The sequence below is a fragment of the Streptomyces sp. Q6 genome (assembly GCF_036967205.1).
Taxonomy (GTDB): domain Bacteria; phylum Actinomycetota; class Actinomycetes; order Streptomycetales; family Streptomycetaceae; genus Streptomyces; species Streptomyces citrinus.
Genome location: NZ_CP146022.1, coordinates 4632595 through 4649921, shown reverse-complemented (window position 1 = coordinate 4649921; position 17327 = coordinate 4632595). Strand labels below are relative to the sequence as shown.

Below are 17327 nucleotides of genomic sequence, written 5' to 3'. Positions count from 1 at the left end.
CTACGCGTACGGGTTCTTCTCGCCCTCCGCGAGGACGCCCACGAGCGGCTCGCCCTCCCCGGCGAAGGTGTACGCGCCGGCCTTGACGCGGGCGATCAGGGAGCAGGTCCACTCCGCGCCGCTGTCGGCCGAGTGGACCCAGTAGTTCATGATCTCGCCGATGTGGCCCAGCTGTTCGGGGCCCTCCGCCGGCGTGTAGTACTCGGTGACCGAGCGCCGCCACTCCTCGACGCGGCGCACCCGCTCCTCCAGCAGGGCCACGACCTCCTCGCGCGGCAGGTCGACCATGCAGCCGAGGGCCGCCGCGAGGTTGTCGGGCCGCTGGTCGTACGAGGTCAGCGCCGCGCGGACCAGGTCCAGGTACTCCTGCCTGCCCTGCTCCGTGAGCTCGTACTCGGTGCGCGGCGGGCCGCCGGCCGGGGAGGGCGCCGTCTCGTGGGCGCGCAGCAGTCCTTGCTTCGCCATCGCCTTGAGCGCGTGGTACACCGACCCGGGCTTCGCGTTCGACCACTGGTGCGCGCCCCAGTACTCCAGGTCGGCGCGCACCTGGTAGCCGTGGGCGCGGCCGTGCTGGCGTACGGCACCGAGCACCAGGAGCCGGATCGTTGACATGCGTCCCAGACTATGGCCTGCCTGATCACCGGAACAGCACGCGTAGGCAATCCCCTACGTTTGACGCGTAGGGAAAACCCTACCTATCGTGGAGCGCATGACCACCATCACGCACGCCTCCTTCGTCACCCTCCCCGTCACGGACCAGGACCGCGCGCTGCGCTTCTACACGGACGTGCTCGGCTTCGAGGTCCGGGTCGACCGGGAGATGCCGCCGGGCCGCTGGCTCCAGGTCGCTCCGGCCGGGGCGCAGACCGTCTTCACGCTCTCCGGGCCCGGGATGGGCACTTTCGTGCCCGGTACGGCGCAGGGGATCATGTTGGTGACGACCGATGTCGACGCCGACTGCGCGCGACTGGCCGCGGCCGGGGTCGAGGTCACCGGACCCGACGAGCTGCCCTGGGGCCGGATGGCCGGCTTCCGCGACCCGGACGGCAACGGTCTGATGCTGATCACGGAGAAGGAAGGGCGCTGACCGCCATGCCACTCGCGCGCGCGAGCACACCCGAGTCCGCCGCCGGGCAGGACCGCGTCTTCGCCGCGCTCGCGAACGGCACCCGTCGCGAGGTCCTGCGCCTGCTGCGCGAGACGGGGCCGCAGCCGGTGCAGGCCATCGCCGACCGGTTCGACATGGCGCGCCCGAGCCTCTCGGAGCATCTCAAGGTGTTGCGGGAGGCCGGTCTGGTGAGCGAGGAGCGGGCCGGCCGGCAGCGCATCTACCGCCTGGAGGCCGCGCCGCTCGCCGACGTGCAGGACTGGCTGCACCCCTATGAGCGGTTCTGGCGGCAGAAGCTGAGGAGCCTCGGCGACGTGCTCGACGCCATGCCCGACGATGGCGCCTCATGAGCCCCGAGAACCCCAGCAGTCCCAGCGACCCCATTGATCCGGGCAGCTCCAGTGAGCCCGGCGGCCCCATTGATCCGGGCAGCTCCAATGAGTCCGGCGGCCCCATTGATCCGGGCAGCTCCAATGAGTCCGGCGGCCCCAGCGATCCCGACGACCTCGATGGGCACGACCTCACCACCATCACCGTCGACCACTTCTTCCCGCACCCGCCCGCCAAGGTGTGGCGCGCGCTGACGGAACCCGAGCTGATCGCCCGCTGGATGATGCCGGGCGGCGAGGACTTCCGGCTGCGCGTCGGACACCGGTACGCGATGACGTCCGTACCGCGGCCGAACACGAACTTCTCCGGAACCGTCGACGTCGAGGTCCTCTCCTACGAGGAGGAACGGATGCTCAGCGTCCGGTGGTCCGACCGCTCCCCCGCCAACTCGGCGGACTGGACGATCACTTGGAATCTGGAGCCGGAAGGGCGTGGGACGCGTCTCATCCTTGTGCACGAGGGATTCGACCCGGACGATCCCGCACAGCTGATCGCCCGGAAGATCATGGACGGTGGTTGGCGTTCGCATGTACTGCGGGCATGGGGGCAGGTGCTGGCGGAGCTGTAACCACGGGAACACCCGGCGTGCACGTGCATCTGCCCATGCAGCCGCATATGAACGCGGCTATGATCCTGGACAGTTGGGGCAGATGATCCCTGCTTTCACATCTGCCACAGGGTCAGTTCACCGTTACAGCACCACCGGGAGCGAACCGTGCATCACGTGTACAACGGCATGGCGGCCACGGAGCTGCACGGAGTGACCTGGCAGAAGAGCAGGCACAGCAACTCCCAGGGATCCTGCGTGGAGTTCGCGAAACTGCCCGGCGGCAGGGTGGCCATGCGCAACTCGAACTTCCCCGACGGACCCGCGCTCGTCTACACGCCGGCCGAGATAGAGGCCATGCTCCTGGGCGTGAAGGACGGGGAGTTCGACCACCTGACAGCCACGTGAGCCGGCGCACGGCCGCGCGATGAGCGCGCGGCGGACGACCCCTGGGGGTGGACGCGCGTAGAAAGCGCACCCGACTTCTTCAGAGCATGAAGAGCGCCCAGACCACCTTGCCGCTGAGGGTGCCGGCCAGCGGGTGCCAGCCCCAGCTGTCGCTGAACGAGTCGACGAGGAAGAGGCCGCGCCCCGACTCCGCCGAGAAGTCCTGGGTGCCCTCGCCGGCCTCCGGACTGTCGTTGCTGGGGTCGCGCACCGCGCACACCACACGTGAGGCCCAGCGCATCAGGTGCAGCCGCACCGGCGGGTCCTGGTCGTACGGGGTGTCGGCGGGGAGCGCGTGCCGCAGGGCGTTCGTCACCAGCTCGGAGACGACCAGGCAGATGTCGTCGAAGCGCTCGGGGACGTCCCAGTCGGAGAGCGTGCGGCGGGTGAACTCCCGTGCGCTGCGCACCGCTTCGTATCTCGCGGCCAGCGCGCACGAGGCGGCGCTGGAAACGGCCGAGGGATCGAGTGGGGGAAGGCCCTGCCTTAACGGCTCGAGCATGGTCGATCCATTCGTCCCCATGCGAGGCACTCCCCAGTTTCGCGTACGTAGCGAGCGGTGGTGGCGACCATCGTTCCGAATGCGTACAGGGGATGCAAGGGCAGATGCACGTGCACGCGCCCGACTTAGGCGTTCCAGTACCACTTCTTGACCATTTCTTCCTACGACTTCTTGCGCAGGGCTTTCGCGATCTCTCCCTTTCTGTAACCGAACGAGTACGGGCTGCGGCGTTTTAATGGCAGACTGCGGCCCTTGAACCGATGGGGAGGATGAAGAGACGTGACCGCTGGGGAGTCGAGCGGCTCGGTGGTGCGGCGCATTCTGCTGGGCTCGCAACTGAGGCGCCTGAGGGAATCGCGCGGCATCACACGAGAGGCCGCCGGCTACTCGATCCGCGCCTCCGAATCGAAGATCAGCCGCTTGGAGTTGGGACGGGTGAGCTTCAAGGCGAGGGACGTCGAGGATCTGCTGACGCTGTACGGGGTGAGCGACGACGCCGAACGCGAGGCGCTGCTCTCCCTCGTGAAAGAGGCCAACGTCGCGGGCTGGTGGCACAGTTACTCCGATGTGCTGCCCGGCTGGTTCCAGACGTACGTCGGCCTCGAAGGCGCCGCATCACTGATCCGGGGATACGAGGCGCAGTTCGTGCACGGCCTGTTGCAGACCGAGGCGTACGCGCACGCCGTCGTCGCGCAGGGCATGCGCGGGGCGGCCGTCGAGGACATCGACCGGCGGGTGACCCTGCGCCTCGCGCGGCAGAAGCTGCTCGTCTCCGAGCGGGCCCCCGACGTCCATATCATCCTGGACGAGGCCGCGTTGCGCCGGGTGCAGGGCGGGCCCGACGTGATGCGCGGACAGCTGGAGCACCTGATCGACGCGGCCGCGCTGCCGCACGTGACGCTCCAGATCATGCCGTTCAGCCACGGCTGGCACGCGGGCGAGTCGGGCACGTTCACCATTCTGACGTTCCCCGAGTCCGACCTCTCGGACGTCGTCTTCCTCGAACAGCTCACCAGCGCCCTCTACTTGGACAAACGCGAAGACGTCGCGCAGTACGAGAAGGCGATGGAGGACCTGCGGGAGCAATGCCCGTCCCCGGAGGACAGCCTGACACTGCTGCATCGCCTGCTGTCCGAATTCGCTTGAGTCACACGCCAGTTGATCGATCCCTTGCCGCAACTGACAGGTCACGGACGTACGATGACGTCTCATCAGGTGACCGGCGCTTCAGCAAGGGATTACCCCATGACCTCACAGTCCGCACACGCGTACTTCACGGAACTGGACCGGCAGTTCATCGACGGCTCATGGCGCCAGGGGCGCGGGTCGTGGGACATCATCGACTTCAACCCGTACAGCGGTGACAAGCTCGCCTCCATCACCATCGCCTCGGTCGACGAGGTCGACGAGGCGTACCGGGCCGCCGAGCGGGCGCAGAAGGACTGGGCGAAGACCAACGCGTACGCGCGCCGCGTCGTCTTCGAGAAGGCGCTGAGCCTGATCGAGGAGCGCGAGGAGGCGATAGCCGAGGCGATCGTCGACGAGCTCGGCGGCACCCGGGTCAAGGCCGGGTTCGAGCTGCACCTCGCCAAGGAGTTCCTGCGCGAGGCGGTCCAGCTGACACTGCGGCCGCAGGGGCGGATCATCCCCTCGCCCGTGGACGGCAAGGAGAACCGGGTCTACCGGGTGCCGGTGGGCGTGGTCGGCGTGATCTCGCCGTTCAACTTCCCGTTCCTGCTGTCGATCAAGTCCGTGGCCCCGGCGCTCGCGCTGGGCAACGCGGTCGTCCTCAAGCCGCACCAGAACACCCCGATCACCGGTGGCTCGCTGGTCGCGAAGATCTTCGAGGACGCGGGGCTGCCGGCCGGACTCCTCAACGTCGTCATCACGGACATCGCCGAGATCGGCGACGCCCTGCTCACGCACCCCGTGCCGAAGGTCATCTCGTTCACCGGCTCCGACAAGATCGGCCAGCACGTCGCCACGGTCTGCGCCTCGCAGTTCAAGCACGCGGTGCTCGAACTCGGCGGCAACAGCGCCCTGACCGTGCTCGACGACGCCGACATCGACTACGCGGTCGACGCGGCGGTCTTCAGCCGGTACGTGCACCAGGGCCAGGTCTGCATGGCCGCGAACCGGATCCTGGTGGACCGCAAGGTCGAGAAGGAGTTCACGGAGAAGTTCGTCGCGAAGGTCAGGACGCTGCGCGCCGGTGACCCGCGCGACCCGTCGACCGTCATCGGTCCCGTCATCAACTCGGCGCAGGCGGAGGCGATCACGGGCGTCGTCGAGCAGGCCGTCGCGGAGGGCGCGACCGCTCTGGTCCGGGGCGCGGTGGACGGGAACCTGGTGGAGCCGGTCGTCCTGACCGGGATCCCGGCCGACTCGTCCGTGCTGCGCCAGGAGATCTTCGGCCCGGTCGCGATCCTCATCCCGTTCGACGGGGACGACGAGGCCGTACGGATCGCGAACGACACCCCGTACGGGCTCAGCGGGGCCGTGCACACGGGCGACGTGGAGCGGGGTGTGGCGTTCGCCCATCAGATCGACACGGGCATGATCCACGTGAACGACGGGACCGTGCACGACGAGCCGCTCGTCGCGTTCGGCGGCGAGAAGCGCTCGGGTCTCGGGCGCCTGAACGGCGAGGCCACGGTGGAGGCCTTCACCACGCAGAAGTGGATCTCGGTGCAGCACGGGCGCTCGCGGTTCCCGTTCTGACCACGAAACCGCTCGTCGACGGTCACGCCTCCAGGAAGGCGTCGAAGGCGGGCGTCGTCTTGAGCCGCTGCCAGGCGTCGCGGCCCGAGGCGTACTCGGCGTCCGTCAACAGGCAGGAGTTCAGGACCAGTTCGAGGCCGTCGCGGTCCAGTCCCGGTGAGGTGAACACCAGATGCTGGCAGCAGTCGCCGTGCTCGGGGTGCCAGTCGAGCGCGGCGGCGGCGCGGCGCATCGGCGGGACCGACTCCCACGCGGCGTCGGGCAGGGCGCGGAGCCACGGGCCCGCGCTCTCCACGCACAGGGCGCCCCCGGCCGCGTCCCAGTGCAGGAGCGTGTCCGGGCGGTCGGCGAGCCAGAAGCGGCCGCGACTGCGGGCGGCGGCGCAGGTGAGGTCCTCCAGGGCGGCGTAGAGCCGCTCGGGGTGGAACGGGCGGCGCGCGTGCCAGACCATCGTGGAGACTCCGGCCTCGTCCGCGTCGATGGGCAGCAGGGCGCAGGCCGGGTGCTGGGCGGCGGCCGCCGCCTCCACGTCGAAGCCGCCGGTCAGCGCGGCCGCCGCCAGCGCGCCGCTGCCCAGGGTCACCTGATGGGCGGTCGGGTGCAGCTGGGCGAGCAGCGCGCGGTCCTCGTCGTCGGCCCGGTCCGAGTCCGCGACGGCGAGCACCGGCGCGTACTCCAGCTGGCGCGCCCAGGTGTCGGCGACGGTGCGCCGGTCGGAGGCGGCCGCGGCGAGGCCGACGTCCCTGAGGTCGTCGCCGTTGCCGAGGCAGGGCAGGAGCAGCGCCGGGTCGACCGCGGTGATCACGGTGGAGAGCGGCAGGTGCGCGCCGCCGTGGCCGGTCACGACCTCCGCCATCGCCTTGGGCTCGACGGAGTCCCAGAGCTCCACGACGGCGAGCCGGGTGAGGCCCGCGTCGGCGAGGCGCTCCAGCTCCGGGACGAGATCCTCGCGCAGGGCGCAGCAGGCGCAGTCGTTGATCAGTGGCGCCTCGCCGGTGGCGAGGATCCCGGTGGCGTCGCGCACGGTCCGTACGACGGTGCCCCGCACGGCGGTGGAGAGGTCGTGGTGGAGCGCGACGCTGCCGGGGACGGACGTGAGCAGCTCGTCGACGGCGGCCCGCCGCGCATCCGCGTGCAGGCCGCCGACGATCACGACGGGCAGTCGGTTCACCGCCCGGACCGCTTGCCGAACCGGCGCTCGAAGCGCTCGACGCGGCCCGCGGTGTCCAGAACCCGCTGGTTGCCGGTGTAGAAGGGGTGGCTGACGTCGGAGATCTCGACGTCGACGACGGGGTACGTGTGCCCGTCCGCCCACTCGACCGTCTTCTCGCTCGTCATCGTCGAGCGGGTCAGGAAGGCGTGGTTCGCGGCGCGGTCCCGGAAGACCACCGGGCCGTACGTGGGGTGGATGCCGTTCTTCATGAAGGTCAGCGCTCCTCTCGGAAGTCGACGTGGCGGCCCGCTACGGGGTCGTACTTGCGCAGGGTCATGCGGTCGGGGTCACTGCGGCGGTTCTTGCGCGTCACGTACGTGAAGCCGGTCCCCGCGGTGGACCTGAGTTTGATCACCGGTCGGAGTTCGTTGCGTGCCATGTGGCTAGTATATGAAAATGGCTGTCGTTTTCAATAGGGATCCGGCCGCCACTGATGAGAGGTGCATCACCACCATGTCCGCGCACTGCATGCTGACCGGGGCCTCCCCCGGCTTCGGAAACTCCATCTCCCACTCGCACCGGCGCACCGCGCGCCGCTTCGACCCGAACGTCCAGCGCAAGCGGTACTGGCTGCCGAGCGAGGGCCGGTACGTACGGCTGCGGCTGAGCGCGAAGGGGATCAGGACGGTCGACGCCATCGGCGTCGAGGCGGCCGTCGCCCGGATCCGGGCACGCGGGGTGCGGATCTGATGGCGAAGCAGAGCAAGATCGCGAAGAACGAGCGGCGCCGCGCGACCGTCGCCCGGTACGCCGCACGGCGGGCCGAGCTGAAGGAGATCATCCGGCGGTCCGACAGCTCGGCAAACGAACGCGCCGCGGCCCAGCGCGAGGTGGCGCGGCAGCCGCGCGACGCGAGCGCGACCCGCGTACGGAACAGGGACGGTGTGGACGGGCGGCCGCGCGGATATCTGCGGACGTTCGGACTGTCGAGGGTCAGGGTGCGTGAGCAAGCGCACGCCGGATTCCTGCCGGGGGTACGCAAGTCGTCCTGGTGACTGCTGGTAACTTGCGGGGCGTTTTCCGGCACCGCTGCCGGGGCCGTGCCCGTTCGGCAGGCCGCAGGGTCGTAACCGCAGTGACGTAGGGGGAAGTTGTGCGCATCAGGAACGTACGGGTCGTCGCGGGAGTCGCCGCTCTCGTGGCCGCGCTGGCGGTCAGCGGCTGTAGCGGTGACGACGGTGGCGGTGACGGGGACAGTGGCGGCGGCGGTCAGGACACGGCCTCGGCGAGTGCGTCCTCGGCCGCGCCCGACGGCGGGTCCGCCGGGTCCGCCGGGTCCGCGAAGGACGCCGAGGGGATCTGGAGCGCCACCACCGACGGGCAGGCCGTCGTCCTCGTCATCGGCGGCAAGCAGGCGTCGCTGAGCACGGGCGACGGACATCTGTGCACCGGCGGCGTCGCCGACACGGGCAAGCTGACGCTCAACCTGAAGTGCGCGGACGGGGACACCGACCGCGGCACGGGCACGATCGAGTCCAACGACGGGACGAAGATGACGGTGTCCTGGGACGCCGGGGCGAAGGACACGTTCACGAAGTCGAAGGACGGAAAGCTCCCGACCGACCTGCCGACGGGCCTGCCGAGCGGACTCCCGACCGGCTGACCCGCGCCCGGTCCCTAGGGGGCGGGCGGCTGTGGGCCGGGGGGTGTCTCCGGGGCGCGCGGCGCTTTCGGCTCGGGTGGTGGCTGCGGCTCGGGCGGTGGCTCGGGCGACGGCTGCGGCTGCGGATCCGGTTCGCGTCGCGGCTCCGGTTCGGGCTCGGGCTCGGGCTCGGGCTCGGGCGGCTTGACCGTCATCGGCGGTACGTCGTGGTCGAGGGCGTCGGAGAGGTCTTCGAGGGCGTCGAGGAGCAGTCCGGCGCCGCGGCGCACGACCCGGTCGGGCACGCCCTCGCCGTCCCAGGCATCCAGGGCCTCGCGGACCGGCTTCCAGCGCGGGACGCGGCGTTCGCGCAGGGCGCGGGCGCCGTCCGCCGTCGCGGTGCGCAGAGCCTCGGCGAGCGCCGCGGCCGCCGGGACGGGCGTGGCGCCGCGCTCGGGCAGGTGCGCCTCCATCAGCATCGCGACCCGGCCCAGGTGGTGCAGGGCGTCGGCGGCGTCATCGGCCGCGGTGCGGGACAGGCCACGATGGCGTACGGGTTCGGTCTTGGCCCGCGCCACGGCCTCCAACCAGGCGATATGGGTGTTGCGGGCCTTCAGCAGAGCCTCACGGACGTCCGGGCACGCCTTGCCGTCGGGGTGGGCGTAGTGGCCGACGACCGCGGCCGCGTACTCGCCGAGCGCGGCCAGCCAGTCGGCGAGGCGGGTGCGCAGGCGCGGGGTCTCCCACGCCGGGTACAGCGCGTACGAGAGCGTCGCGAGCAGCCCGCCGACGAGAGTGAGGACGACGCGCTCGGGAACCGTCTGACCCCACTCCTCGCCGCCCATGCCGAGCAGGAACACGACGTACATGGCGACACAGGCCTGCGCCGCGAGCTGGCCCGTGCGCATGAGCAGGTACATCAGGCCCGCGCAGCAGACGGCGAGGACGGCCGACAACTGCGTTCCCGGATCGGCGAGTTGGACGACCGCCGTGGCCAGCGTGACACCGACGAGGGTGCCGCCGAAACGGGCCACCGCCCGGGAGTACGTCTGCGAGAAGTCGGGGCGCATGACCATCACGGCGGACATCGGCGCCCAGTAGCCGTGGCCCAGCGGCAGGGCGTTGCCGATGAGGTAGCCCGCCACGGCGACGGTGCTGACGCGGGTGGCGTGGCGCAGGATCGGCGAACCGGGGGTGGCCTCTTTGCGGATCGCTCGCGCGGCGGCCGGGAGGAGCTGGACGAGGGTGGGGCGGCGCAGGGGCTTCGCCTGGGGGTGGGCGGTGGGGTCTGTTGGTCGGGCGGTGGGGTCTGTTGGTCGAGGGGTGGGACCGCTTGATCGAGGGGTGGGGTCGGTTGGCCGAGGGGTGGGGCTGTGGTCGGCGTGGGTTCGTCCAGGGGCGGGGCCGAGGTCGGGGCCGGGGTCGAGGCCGAGTTCAGGTTCGGGGCCTGTGTGGGGCCGTCCGGGTTCGGGGTCGGGGCCTGGCCGTCCGTGGTCCGGGCCGGGGTCGGTGCGGCGCCGTCCGGAGGTGTCGTGTGCCTGCGGCGGAAGGGGTGGGTCCACGGGGCGGTCGGCGTCGTCGTCTGGTCGCCGCCCGCCGTCTCCACCACGTCCCGAAGCAGCGAGCCGAGGCGTTTCGCCGCCCGCGCCGGCGGGCCCGCGAGGATCGCCCCCGTGTCCGGGGTGCGGAACGCGGCGATCGCGCCCGACGGGATCACGACCGGCGTGCCGTGCCGGATCGCGCGGGCCGCCGCGTCGAGGATCGAGCCCGCCGCGGCGAGGAGTTCACGGACCCGGTCGCGTTCCGGGCCGTCGGCGGGGCGCCCACCGCCGGGTCGGCGAGGAGGCGAGGACCGGCCGGATGCGCTCGGCGAGACCGCGGGCGCCGTGCAGCTGGGCGGGGCGGGTGCGGGCCTGGCGCGGGGTGAGCGCGGCGGCGCTGCGGGCCAGCATCAGCGGCTGCGGGTCGAACGGGGCGACCGGGTCGTGCCGCAGCCGCCGCGCGTAGTCGGCCTCGGCGGCGAGCGCGTCGGCGAGGGCGTCGCGGTGCGCTCCCCATCGCCGTACGGGGAAGAGGATCACCAGCGCCGCCTGGACCAGGCCGCCGAACGCCATCATCGCCGCGTGTCCCGCCGCCTGCGCGACCGACGTCGGCAGGGTGATGGTCACCAGCATCATCGCGACGTTCGACGAGGCGATGATGCCGATCGTCGGGCCCGCAGCCCAGGCCAGGCCCGCCATGAACGTCCAGACCGCGAGCAGCGGCAGGAAGAGGAAGAGGTGCGAGCCGGTGAGGTAGCCCAGGAACGTGGAGACACCGAGGCTCGCGCCGGACGCGAGGGCCAGTTCGGGGCGGGGCCGCCAGCTGCGCTGGAACGTGGCGATCGCCGCCTGGTACGCGCCGAACGCCGAACCCGCCGCCACAGCCGGGCCGAACAGCGTCAGGCTGACCGTGATCACGATCGCGAGCCCGGCGGCGCCGCGCAGGGCGATCAAGGGTTCCAGACGTTTGCGCTCGACCGTCAGGCCCGAGCGCGTGGTGTCCTTCAGCGCCCGGAACCAGCTCACCCCGCCAGAATACGGTCATAAACCAACAAACAGGACGCTCAGCCCTCGTCGCGGAGCACCAGATCGAGCAGGCCCGGGAAGCGTTCGCCGAACTCCTCCTCACGCAGCCGGTTGAAGCGGCGCGCCCCCGCGTCCTTCTGCTCCAGGAGGCCGGCCTCGCGCAGTACCGCGAAGTGCCGGCTCAGCGTGGCCTTGGTGACGGGCACGTCGAAGGTGCCACAGGTCCGCTGCCAGGGGCCGGACGCGGCGAGTTCCCGTACGAGAGTGCGGCGGACGGGGTCCGCGAGGGCGAGCAGGGCGGCTTCCAGGGACACCTCACGGGGGTGGACGTGGACCGGGGCCGCGCGGTGGCCCGCGGATGCGGGGGCGGCGGACGCGGGGGCGGCGGACACGGGGGCGGCGGACACGGGGGCGGCGGTCTCTTTGGCCGTCATCCGGGGCTTCCCTTCGGGGTGTCGTGCGGGGTGGATCTCGCAGAGCGGAGCGGATCGGAGCGAATCAGATCGGATCGGATCGGGGGCCTTGCGGGGCGGATCGAGGGATCCTGCGGGGCGGATCGGGTGGATCTTGCGGGGTGTTCGATGCCGTGCGTACACTCCGGCAGTAGGTGTTCGTCACGCGTCGAACACCTCCATCTTACCGCCTGCCGTCTTGCCGCTTGCCGTCCTTGCCGGCTTGCCGTCCCGCCGCTTTCCGCTTTCCGCTTTCCGCTTGCCGCCTGTCGCCTGCCGCCTGCCGTCTCACCGTCCTACGGAGGAGCCCGCCATGCCGTCGTCCCCGCAGTCACCCGTCCGCGTCGGCATCGTCGGCCTCTCCGCCCGGCGCGGCTGGGCCTCCCTGGGGCACCTGCCCGCGCTGCGACAACTGGACGGCTTCGAGGTGCGCGCGCTCTCCGCGAGCAGCGCCGAGTCCGCGCGGCGGGCCGCCGAGACGTACGGCGTCCCGCACTCCTTCGGCACGGCCGCCGAACTGGCCGCGTCCGACGAGGTCGACCTCGTCGTCGTCACCGTCAAGGTGCCCGACCACCGGGAGATCATCGAGGCCGCCCTGGCCGAGGGGAAGGCCGTGTTCTCCGAGTGGCCGCTGGGCACCGGGCTCGCCGAGGCCGAGGAGCTGACCGCGCTCGCCGCCGGGCGCGGGCTGCGCACCTTCACCGGGCTCCAGGCGCGCTCCGCACCCGTCGTGCGGTACCTGCGCGATCTGGTCGCCGACGGGTATGTCGGCGAGGTCCTCTCCACGAGCCTGGTGGCGTCCGGGCGGGGCTGGGGCGCGGACTTCCCGGAAGGCGCCGCCTACCTCCTCGACCGGGCGACGGGCGCCAACATGCTCACCATTCCGTTCGGGCACACCCTGGACGGCCTGACGTCGGTCCTCGGGGACGTCGAGACCGTCAGCGCGGTCACCGCCACCCGGCGCCGCGAACTCAAGGACCGCACCGGCACCGTCCACCGACCGGACGTCGCCGACCAGATCGTGCTCGGCGGGGTGCTCACCTCCGGCGCGGTCGCCTCCGTGCACTACCGGGGCGGCATGTCGCGCGGCACGAACTTCCAGTGGGAGATCAACGGCACCGACGGCGACCTGATCGTCACCGGCGACCACGGCCACCTCCAGATGGGCGAGTACACGATCGCCGGGGCGAACGCCTCCTCCGGCGCCGAGCTCACTCAACTCCCCGTCCCTGATCGGTACTTCGACCCGGCGCTGGAGGCCGTGCGCGGCACCCAGGCGTACAACGTGGGTGCCGCCTACGCCCAGATCCGCCGCGATCTGGCGGACGGCACCTCCGTGGTGCCGGACTTCGCGCACGCCACCCGGCACCACCGCCTGCTCGACCGCATCGAGCGCGCGACAGTCTGAGCACCCCGCACCCTTCCGGACTCCGCCCAGCGAGGGATCAGGGGACCACGGGCTCGCGGACTCACGCACTCACCGGATCACGCACTCACGCACTCACGGGCTCACGGGCTCACGGGCTCACGGGCTCACGGGCTCACGGGCTCAGGAGATCAGGAGCTTCTCAGCCGTGCCTGCCCCTCGGTCGAGGTTCCCGCCCCTCGGCCGAGGCGGGCCCGCTGCGCCGCAGCGGTGCCCTCGTCCCAGCCCGCCCCGTCCGTGACGCCCCTCATCCGCGTCGTCACCGTCTCGGGAAACATCTCCTCGGCCCGGTCCGTCACCGCGACATCGCGAGCCACGAGGACCGGCAGCAACTCCCCTGCCGCGCCCGTCACTTCACCGGACACCTCGGCGAGCCGGGCGCCGACCCGATGGGCGTACGCGGCGAGGAACGACTGCCGGAACGTCTTCGTACGCTTCCTGCCGCCCGCCCGCTGCTCCGCCTCGGCCCGCGTCATCGCGGCGTCGCCCTGCACGAGAAGTGACGTATAGAGCAGTTCCACGACCTCCAGGTCGGACGCGAAGCCGACGACGGTCGAGAAGCCGAACGCGCTGTTCCACACGGCACGGCAACGGTTCGCCGTGGCGACGGCGTCGAGCAGCACCGCCTTCGCCGTCTCGTACGGGGCGTCGACGCCGATCCGGCACGCGGCCGGGGCGTCCTTCGCCTGCGCACGGGAGGCGAGCAGCGCCTCGTCGACCGCGTGCCGGGCCATCAGCTCCTGCGCCTTGGCGGTCAGCGCCTCGGCCTCCGGCGGATACCCCGTCGCCTCCGCCTTGGCGAGCAGCGCGCGGATCCGGGCGAGGGCGCGCGAATCGCCCGCCACGGGGGCGGTCACCGACTCGCCCGGCACCGGCCCGACCGGCTCGATCGGCGGCAGCCGCAGCAGCAGCCGGTACAGCTCCAGGGCGCGCGTCGCGGCGGAGAACCGGTCCGTGGGCGCGGGCGCCTCGTCCGGTACGTCGGCGAGCTGGGCGGCCCAGCGCGGCGGAAGGGTGTCGTAGCGGCCGGTCTCGGCGCGGATGAGCCGGGCGGCCAGGCGTACGTGCTCCGCGTCGAGCCCTTCCTCCCGTACGACCATGCGGATCACGTCGGCGGGCTGCCAGCCGCGCTCCCAGGCCCGGCGCACGAACTCCCGCCCCCGGGCGTCGAGTTCGGCGTCGGCGGACGGGTCGGCGGCGAGCAGGGAGGCGCCGGTGTCCACGCCCTGGGCGGCGGCTCTGACCGCCTTGGCCGCTTTGGCCCTCCCGGCCGCCTTCGCGGCTCCGGGGTCGCTGTCCGTGTACAGCGCGGCGGCAAAGGCGCGCTCGACCGTGCTCGTCATGTGCGGTCGGCCTCGTCCCAGGCCGCGCGGGACGCGGCGATGGCCGGCTTGTGCTCACGGGACCAGTCGGCGAGGCCCTTGATGAGGTGCGTGAGGCTGTGGCCCAGCTCCGTGAGCTCGTACTCGACCTGCGGCGGGACGGTCGCGTACACGGTCCGCTTCACCAGTCCGTCGCGCTCCAGACGGCGCACGGTCAGCGTCAGCATGCGCTGCGAGATGCCGGTCACGGCGCGCTGCAACTCCCTGAACCGGCGCACACCGGCGGCGAGTTCGACCACGACGAGCACCGACCACTTGTCGCCGAGCCGGTCGAGGACGTCCCGGATCCCGCAGTCGTCGTGATCCTCACAGGTGACGACGGGGTCCACCGCGTCCACGGGATGCACGGGATCCACGGGATCCACGGGGTCCACGGGGTCCACGGGGTCCACGGGGTCGACCTGGTCCGAGACGGCCGACGTGGTTACCCCGGTGTGCCCTACTGACATGAAAATGCCTCCTTACGCGGCCGCTCCCGCGCCCCCACGATGGTCTCAGCAAACGCAACACATTCCACGAGGGGGACCTTCCATGCTGCTGGTCACAGGCGCTTCCGGCGAACTGGGCACCTTGATCGCGGGGCGGCTCGCGGGCCGCGACGACGTGCTGCTCGGCACCCGCGCGCCGGGGGACGGCGGCGGGCGGCGGCGGATCGACTTCGACGACCCGCGATCACTGACGGAGGGCTTCGAGGGGGTGGACACCCTGCTGCTGATCTCGGCCGGTTACGGGGAGGACGACGTCGTCATCGCCCGGCACGACGCCGCGATCACCGCGGCCGAGAAGGCGGGCGTGCGGCACGTCGTCTACACGAGCCTGTCCGGCGACGGCGACCACCTGCCGTACGCGCTCGCCCACCGCTGGACCGAACGCCGCCTGCGCGAGTCCCCCACCCTGACCTGGACGGTGCTGCGCAACGGCCTCTACGCCGAACTGCTCGCCTTCCTCGCCGCACCCGACGCGGACGGCGTGATCAGCGCGCCGCTCGGCACGGGCCGGCTCGCGGCGGTGGCCCGCGCCGACCTCGCGGAGGTCGCGGCCCGGGTCGCCCTGGATCCGTCGGCACACGCGGGGCGCACATACGAGTTGGTCGGCGAAGTGCCTCTGGGCGGAGCGGAGTTGGCGGCGGCGACCAGATCTACGTACGCGCCCTCGGGGCTAACCGAGCCGGAGCCCTCCGACCTCCCTCGGCCCGCCGGTGCTGCCGCCCCCGACGGCCGTCCTCGGTCTGCCGCTGCCGCCGGTCTCGCCGAGGCCCGTGCCCGGCTCGCCGCATCCGGCGCCCTGCCGTTCCAGGTGCCGATGCTGGTGGGCACGTACTCGGCGATCGCGGCGGGCTTCATGGACGGTTCGGGGATCGCGGCGGCCGAGCGGTCGGCGCTGCGCGAGCTGCTCGCCCGGGAGCCCCGCCCGGCGATCGCCGCCTACACGGAGGCCCTCGCCCGCTGACACACAACTCCCTTTCCACAGGCGGCGGTTCGGGCCCGTACGCGATCCGATGCCGGCGCGAGCAGCGCGGGCACCAGGAGGTACGGGCCACAGAACAACAGCACCCGCACGAACGCCGCGGCCCCACCGCTGTCCGGCCGCCGCGCGCCCAGCGCCGCGAACACCAGAGCCACCGGCAGGCTCACCGCAACGAGCACCTCCCAGGCGAGGACGGACGCGGGCCCGGCCACGTCCGCCGCCGTCGACGCGAGGGTCAGCGCGACGGTCGACCTCGCCGCGCTCGACCGCCGCGTCCAGGCGCTGATCTTCCTCCAGATCCGCCCGCTGAGCCGCGAAGTCATGGAGAGCACCAAGAGTTACGTGGCCGGGCTCCCGGAAGTGCTCACGGTGTACGTCGTCGCGGGCGGCGACGACCTCGTGGCGCACGTGGCCGTGCGGGACGTGGAACAGCTCCACGCCCTCCTCATGGACCGGTTCAGTCCACGCCGCGAAGTCGTCACGTTCCGCAGTTCGATCATCTACCAGCACGTGAGCGCGCCGGTGGTGACACCTCTCAGCTGAGAGCACCGGCCATCAACTTCGCCGCTTCAGCGACGAGTTGACTGTCCGCCGCCGCGCCCTCGCCCGGCTTGGTGGTGAGCACGGACAGCACGACGGGGTCGGTACGGTCACCGCGGCCGGAGGAGCGATGACCGTACGGGGGCGCGCCGGGCTTCCAGGCGATACCGACGTCGTTCGCCGTGCCGTACGAACCCGTGCCGGTCTTGTCGCCGAGGACCCAGTCGTCGGGCAGCCCGGCACGGAACCGTTCGCCGCTCGTGGTGTTCCCGAGCAGCCAACCGGTCAGCCGCGCACGGTCCTCGGGCTCCAGCACCCGGCCGAGCACGAGACGCGCGTACGTCGTGCCGATGGCGCGCGGGGTGGTGGTGTCGGTGACCCGGTCCGGCTCGGCGGAGTTCAGCTCGGGCTCCCAGCGGTCGAGCCGGGTCACGCGGTCACCGGTCGAACGGGCGAAGCGGGTGACGGCGGTGGGTCCGCCGAGCGCGCGCAGGAGCAGGTTCGCTGCGGTGTTGTCGCTGTAGGAGACGGCGGCGGCACACAGCTCGGCGACCGTCATGCCGTGCTTGAGGTTCTCCTTCTCACCGGTGACGGGCGCGCCGCCCGACCGGTCGATGTCGGCCTGCGTGTACCGGACGCGCCGCGCGAGGAACTCCCCGCGCCGGTCCAGGTCCCGCAACACGGCCGCGACGGCCAGCGTCTTGAAGGTGGAACACAGGGGGAACCGCTCGTCGGCCCGGTACCGAACGGCCACCCCGGTCCGCACGTCGTACCCGAACACCCCGAGCCGGGCACCGTGCCGCCGCTCCAGGGCGGCGAAACGGTCGGCAACGTCGATGGAGAAGGCGTCGGAGACGGCGTCGGACGCCCCCGCTGAAGTGGAAGGAGAAGCCGCGCGGGCGGAGGCCCCGGATCCGACGACCAGGGTCCCGGTGAGGGCGGCGGCCCCGCTGAGTAAGCGACGACGATGCAGGTGCACGACA

General features: G+C 71.8%; 22 protein-coding genes and 1 pseudogene. 12 read left to right on the top strand and 11 right to left on the bottom strand.

From position 1 onward, the window contains the following. Window positions 1-612, bottom strand: a complete 612-nt coding sequence (locus V2W30_RS21780; RefSeq protein ID WP_338698907.1) for a PadR family transcriptional regulator — start codon at window positions 610-612, stop codon at window positions 1-3. 97 nt (window positions 613-709) lie between these two features. Between V2W30_RS21780 and V2W30_RS21775 the strand changes: the two genes are divergently transcribed. The 4 genes from V2W30_RS21775 (at window position 710) to V2W30_RS21760 (ending at window position 2453) form a co-directional block, all read left to right on the top strand. Beyond that, complete coding sequence (locus V2W30_RS21775; RefSeq protein ID WP_338698906.1) at window positions 710-1087, top strand: VOC family protein; 378 nt, start codon at window positions 710-712, stop codon at window positions 1085-1087. A 5-nt stretch (window positions 1088-1092) separates the two neighbouring features. Next, a complete protein-coding gene (locus tag V2W30_RS21770; RefSeq protein ID WP_338698905.1) occupies window positions 1093-1458 on the top strand; it encodes a metalloregulator ArsR/SmtB family transcription factor in 366 nt (121 codons plus the stop codon). Window positions 1459-1637: 179 nt separating this feature from the next. Then, entirely contained in the window at window positions 1638-2066 is a 429-nt protein-coding gene (locus V2W30_RS21765) for an SRPBCC domain-containing protein (protein ID WP_338703717.1), read from the top strand. Between the two features lie 147 nt (window positions 2067-2213). After that, on the top strand, window positions 2214-2453 hold the full coding sequence (locus V2W30_RS21760) for a DUF397 domain-containing protein (RefSeq protein ID WP_338698903.1): 240 nt from the start codon (window positions 2214-2216) through the stop codon (window positions 2451-2453). 79 nt (window positions 2454-2532) lie between these two features. On the opposite strand, the gene V2W30_RS21755 is transcribed toward V2W30_RS21760, so the two are convergent. Then, entirely contained in the window at window positions 2533-3015 is a 483-nt protein-coding gene (locus V2W30_RS21755; protein ID WP_338698901.1) for an ATP-binding protein, read from the bottom strand. A 258-nt stretch (window positions 3016-3273) separates the two neighbouring features. Here V2W30_RS21755 and V2W30_RS21750 point away from each other — a divergent pair, with 258 nt between their 5' ends. Continuing rightward, entirely contained in the window at window positions 3274-4140 is an 867-nt protein-coding gene (locus V2W30_RS21750) for a helix-turn-helix transcriptional regulator (protein WP_338698899.1), read from the top strand. 99 nt (window positions 4141-4239) lie between these two features. Next, on the top strand, window positions 4240-5715 hold the full coding sequence (locus V2W30_RS21745) for an aldehyde dehydrogenase family protein (protein ID WP_338698897.1): 1476 nt from the start codon (window positions 4240-4242) through the stop codon (window positions 5713-5715). Between the two features lie 22 nt (window positions 5716-5737). Here V2W30_RS21745 and V2W30_RS21740 read toward each other — a convergent pair whose 3' ends face one another. Genes V2W30_RS21740 through rpmG form a run of 3 tightly spaced genes read right to left on the bottom strand, consistent with a single transcriptional unit; the run spans window position 5738 to window position 7307 of the window. Then, window positions 5738-6886 (bottom strand): CobW family GTP-binding protein, encoded by a 1149-nt coding sequence (locus V2W30_RS21740; RefSeq protein WP_338698895.1) that lies wholly within the window; start codon window positions 6884-6886, stop codon window positions 5738-5740. Next, window positions 6883-7137: a type B 50S ribosomal protein L31 gene (locus V2W30_RS21735; RefSeq protein WP_338698893.1), complete on the bottom strand. Its 255-nt coding sequence runs from the start codon at window positions 7135-7137 to the stop codon at window positions 6883-6885. The genes V2W30_RS21740 and V2W30_RS21735 overlap by 4 nt, the downstream gene beginning before the upstream one ends. A 5-nt stretch (window positions 7138-7142) precedes the next feature. Beyond that, window positions 7143-7307, bottom strand: coding sequence for a 50S ribosomal protein L33 (gene rpmG / locus V2W30_RS21730; RefSeq protein ID WP_057612397.1), 165 nt, complete (start codon window positions 7305-7307; stop codon window positions 7143-7145). Between the two features lie 74 nt (window positions 7308-7381). Between rpmG and rpmB the strand changes: the two genes are divergently transcribed. From rpmB to V2W30_RS21715, 3 genes are all read left to right on the top strand, one after another. Further along, window positions 7382-7618: a 50S ribosomal protein L28 gene (gene rpmB / locus V2W30_RS21725; RefSeq protein WP_338698887.1), complete on the top strand. Its 237-nt coding sequence runs from the start codon at window positions 7382-7384 to the stop codon at window positions 7616-7618. Then, window positions 7618-7923 (top strand): 30S ribosomal protein S14, encoded by a 306-nt coding sequence (rpsN, locus tag V2W30_RS21720; protein WP_338698885.1) that lies wholly within the window; start codon window positions 7618-7620, stop codon window positions 7921-7923. Before rpmB ends, rpsN begins: the two co-directional genes overlap by 1 nt. 98 nt (window positions 7924-8021) lie before the next feature. After that, window positions 8022-8531: a hypothetical protein gene (locus tag V2W30_RS21715; protein WP_338698883.1), complete on the top strand. Its 510-nt coding sequence runs from the start codon at window positions 8022-8024 to the stop codon at window positions 8529-8531. Between the two features lie 209 nt (window positions 8532-8740). On the opposite strand, the pseudogene V2W30_RS21710 reads toward V2W30_RS21715, so the two are convergent. Together V2W30_RS21710 and V2W30_RS21705 are read right to left on the bottom strand one after the other, a co-directional pair. Then, a pseudogene (locus V2W30_RS21710) lies at window positions 8741-11077 on the bottom strand (FUSC family protein); the annotation flags it as partial. 38 nt (window positions 11078-11115) lie between these two features. Further along, entirely contained in the window at window positions 11116-11511 is a 396-nt protein-coding gene (locus V2W30_RS21705; protein ID WP_338698881.1) for an ArsR/SmtB family transcription factor, read from the bottom strand. A 331-nt stretch (window positions 11512-11842) separates the two neighbouring features. On the opposite strand from V2W30_RS21705, the gene V2W30_RS21700 reads away from it, so the two are divergent. Next, the gene (locus V2W30_RS21700; protein ID WP_338698879.1) at window positions 11843-12937 is read left to right on the top strand and encodes a Gfo/Idh/MocA family oxidoreductase; all 1095 of its coding nucleotides are present in this window, start codon (window positions 11843-11845) and stop codon (window positions 12935-12937) included. Window positions 12938-13086: 149 nt separating this feature from the next. Here V2W30_RS21700 and V2W30_RS21695 read toward each other — a convergent pair whose 3' ends face one another. Together V2W30_RS21695 and V2W30_RS21690 are read right to left on the bottom strand one after the other, a co-directional pair. Beyond that, window positions 13087-14298 carry a DUF2786 domain-containing protein gene (locus V2W30_RS21695; RefSeq protein WP_338698877.1) on the bottom strand — a complete coding sequence of 404 codons (1212 nt, stop codon included), beginning with the start codon at window positions 14296-14298 and terminating at the stop codon, window positions 13087-13089. Then, on the bottom strand, window positions 14295-14786 hold the full coding sequence (locus V2W30_RS21690; protein ID WP_338698876.1) for a helix-turn-helix domain-containing protein: 492 nt from the start codon (window positions 14784-14786) through the stop codon (window positions 14295-14297). Before V2W30_RS21690 ends, V2W30_RS21695 begins: the two co-directional genes overlap by 4 nt. A gap of 82 nt (window positions 14787-14868) precedes the next feature. Here V2W30_RS21690 and V2W30_RS21685 point away from each other — a divergent pair, with 82 nt between their 5' ends. Further along, window positions 14869-15786: an NAD(P)H-binding protein gene (locus V2W30_RS21685; RefSeq protein WP_338698874.1), complete on the top strand. Its 918-nt coding sequence runs from the start codon at window positions 14869-14871 to the stop codon at window positions 15784-15786. Here the strand turns inward: V2W30_RS21685 and V2W30_RS21680 are convergent. Further along, window positions 15762-16127, bottom strand: a complete 366-nt coding sequence (locus V2W30_RS21680; protein ID WP_338698872.1) for a hypothetical protein — start codon at window positions 16125-16127, stop codon at window positions 15762-15764. The two genes, V2W30_RS21685 and V2W30_RS21680, sit on opposite strands and share 25 nt — an antisense overlap. On the opposite strand from V2W30_RS21680, the gene V2W30_RS21675 reads away from it, so the two are divergent. Beyond that, window positions 16126-16347: an Lrp/AsnC ligand binding domain-containing protein gene (locus V2W30_RS21675; protein WP_338698870.1), complete on the top strand. Its 222-nt coding sequence runs from the start codon at window positions 16126-16128 to the stop codon at window positions 16345-16347. The two genes, V2W30_RS21680 and V2W30_RS21675, sit on opposite strands and share 2 nt — an antisense overlap. On the opposite strand, the gene bla is transcribed toward V2W30_RS21675, so the two are convergent. Then, entirely contained in the window at window positions 16340-17323 is a 984-nt protein-coding gene (gene bla / locus V2W30_RS21670) for a class A beta-lactamase (protein WP_338698868.1), read from the bottom strand. The genes V2W30_RS21675 and bla overlap by 8 nt on opposite strands. Between the last annotated feature and the right edge of the window lie 4 nt (window positions 17324-17327).

Excerpts from the sequence above, each read along its gene's own strand:
- rpsN (WP_338698885.1), top strand. The coding sequence starts at position 7,618 with ATGGCGAAGCAGAGCAAGATCGCGAAGAACGAGCGGCGCCGCGCGACC.
- V2W30_RS21685 (WP_338698874.1), top strand. The coding sequence starts at position 14,869 with ATGCTGCTGGTCACAGGCGCTTCCGGCGAACTGGGCACCTTGATCGCG.
- rpmG (WP_057612397.1), bottom strand. The coding sequence starts at position 7,307 with ATGGCACGCAACGAACTCCGACCGGTGATCAAACTCAGGTCCACCGCG.
- V2W30_RS21780 (WP_338698907.1), bottom strand. The coding sequence starts at position 612 with ATGTCAACGATCCGGCTCCTGGTGCTCGGTGCCGTACGCCAGCACGGC.
- V2W30_RS21735 (WP_338698893.1), bottom strand. The coding sequence starts at position 7,137 with ATGAAGAACGGCATCCACCCCACGTACGGCCCGGTGGTCTTCCGGGAC.
- V2W30_RS21775 (WP_338698906.1), top strand. The coding sequence starts at position 710 with ATGACCACCATCACGCACGCCTCCTTCGTCACCCTCCCCGTCACGGAC.
- V2W30_RS21675 (WP_338698870.1), top strand. The coding sequence starts at position 16,126 with ATGGAGAGCACCAAGAGTTACGTGGCCGGGCTCCCGGAAGTGCTCACG.
- V2W30_RS21700 (WP_338698879.1), top strand. The coding sequence starts at position 11,843 with ATGCCGTCGTCCCCGCAGTCACCCGTCCGCGTCGGCATCGTCGGCCTC.
- V2W30_RS21690 (WP_338698876.1), bottom strand. The coding sequence starts at position 14,786 with ATGTCAGTAGGGCACACCGGGGTAACCACGTCGGCCGTCTCGGACCAG.
- V2W30_RS21680 (WP_338698872.1), bottom strand. The coding sequence starts at position 16,127 with ATGACTTCGCGGCTCAGCGGGCGGATCTGGAGGAAGATCAGCGCCTGG.
- V2W30_RS21745 (WP_338698897.1), top strand. The coding sequence starts at position 4,240 with ATGACCTCACAGTCCGCACACGCGTACTTCACGGAACTGGACCGGCAG.
- V2W30_RS21705 (WP_338698881.1), bottom strand. The coding sequence starts at position 11,511 with ATGACGGCCAAAGAGACCGCCGCCCCCGTGTCCGCCGCCCCCGTGTCC.
- V2W30_RS21695 (WP_338698877.1), bottom strand. The coding sequence starts at position 14,298 with ATGACGAGCACGGTCGAGCGCGCCTTTGCCGCCGCGCTGTACACGGAC.
- V2W30_RS21770 (WP_338698905.1), top strand. The coding sequence starts at position 1,093 with ATGCCACTCGCGCGCGCGAGCACACCCGAGTCCGCCGCCGGGCAGGAC.
- rpmB (WP_338698887.1), top strand. The coding sequence starts at position 7,382 with ATGTCCGCGCACTGCATGCTGACCGGGGCCTCCCCCGGCTTCGGAAAC.
- V2W30_RS21755 (WP_338698901.1), bottom strand. The coding sequence starts at position 3,015 with ATGGGGACGAATGGATCGACCATGCTCGAGCCGTTAAGGCAGGGCCTT.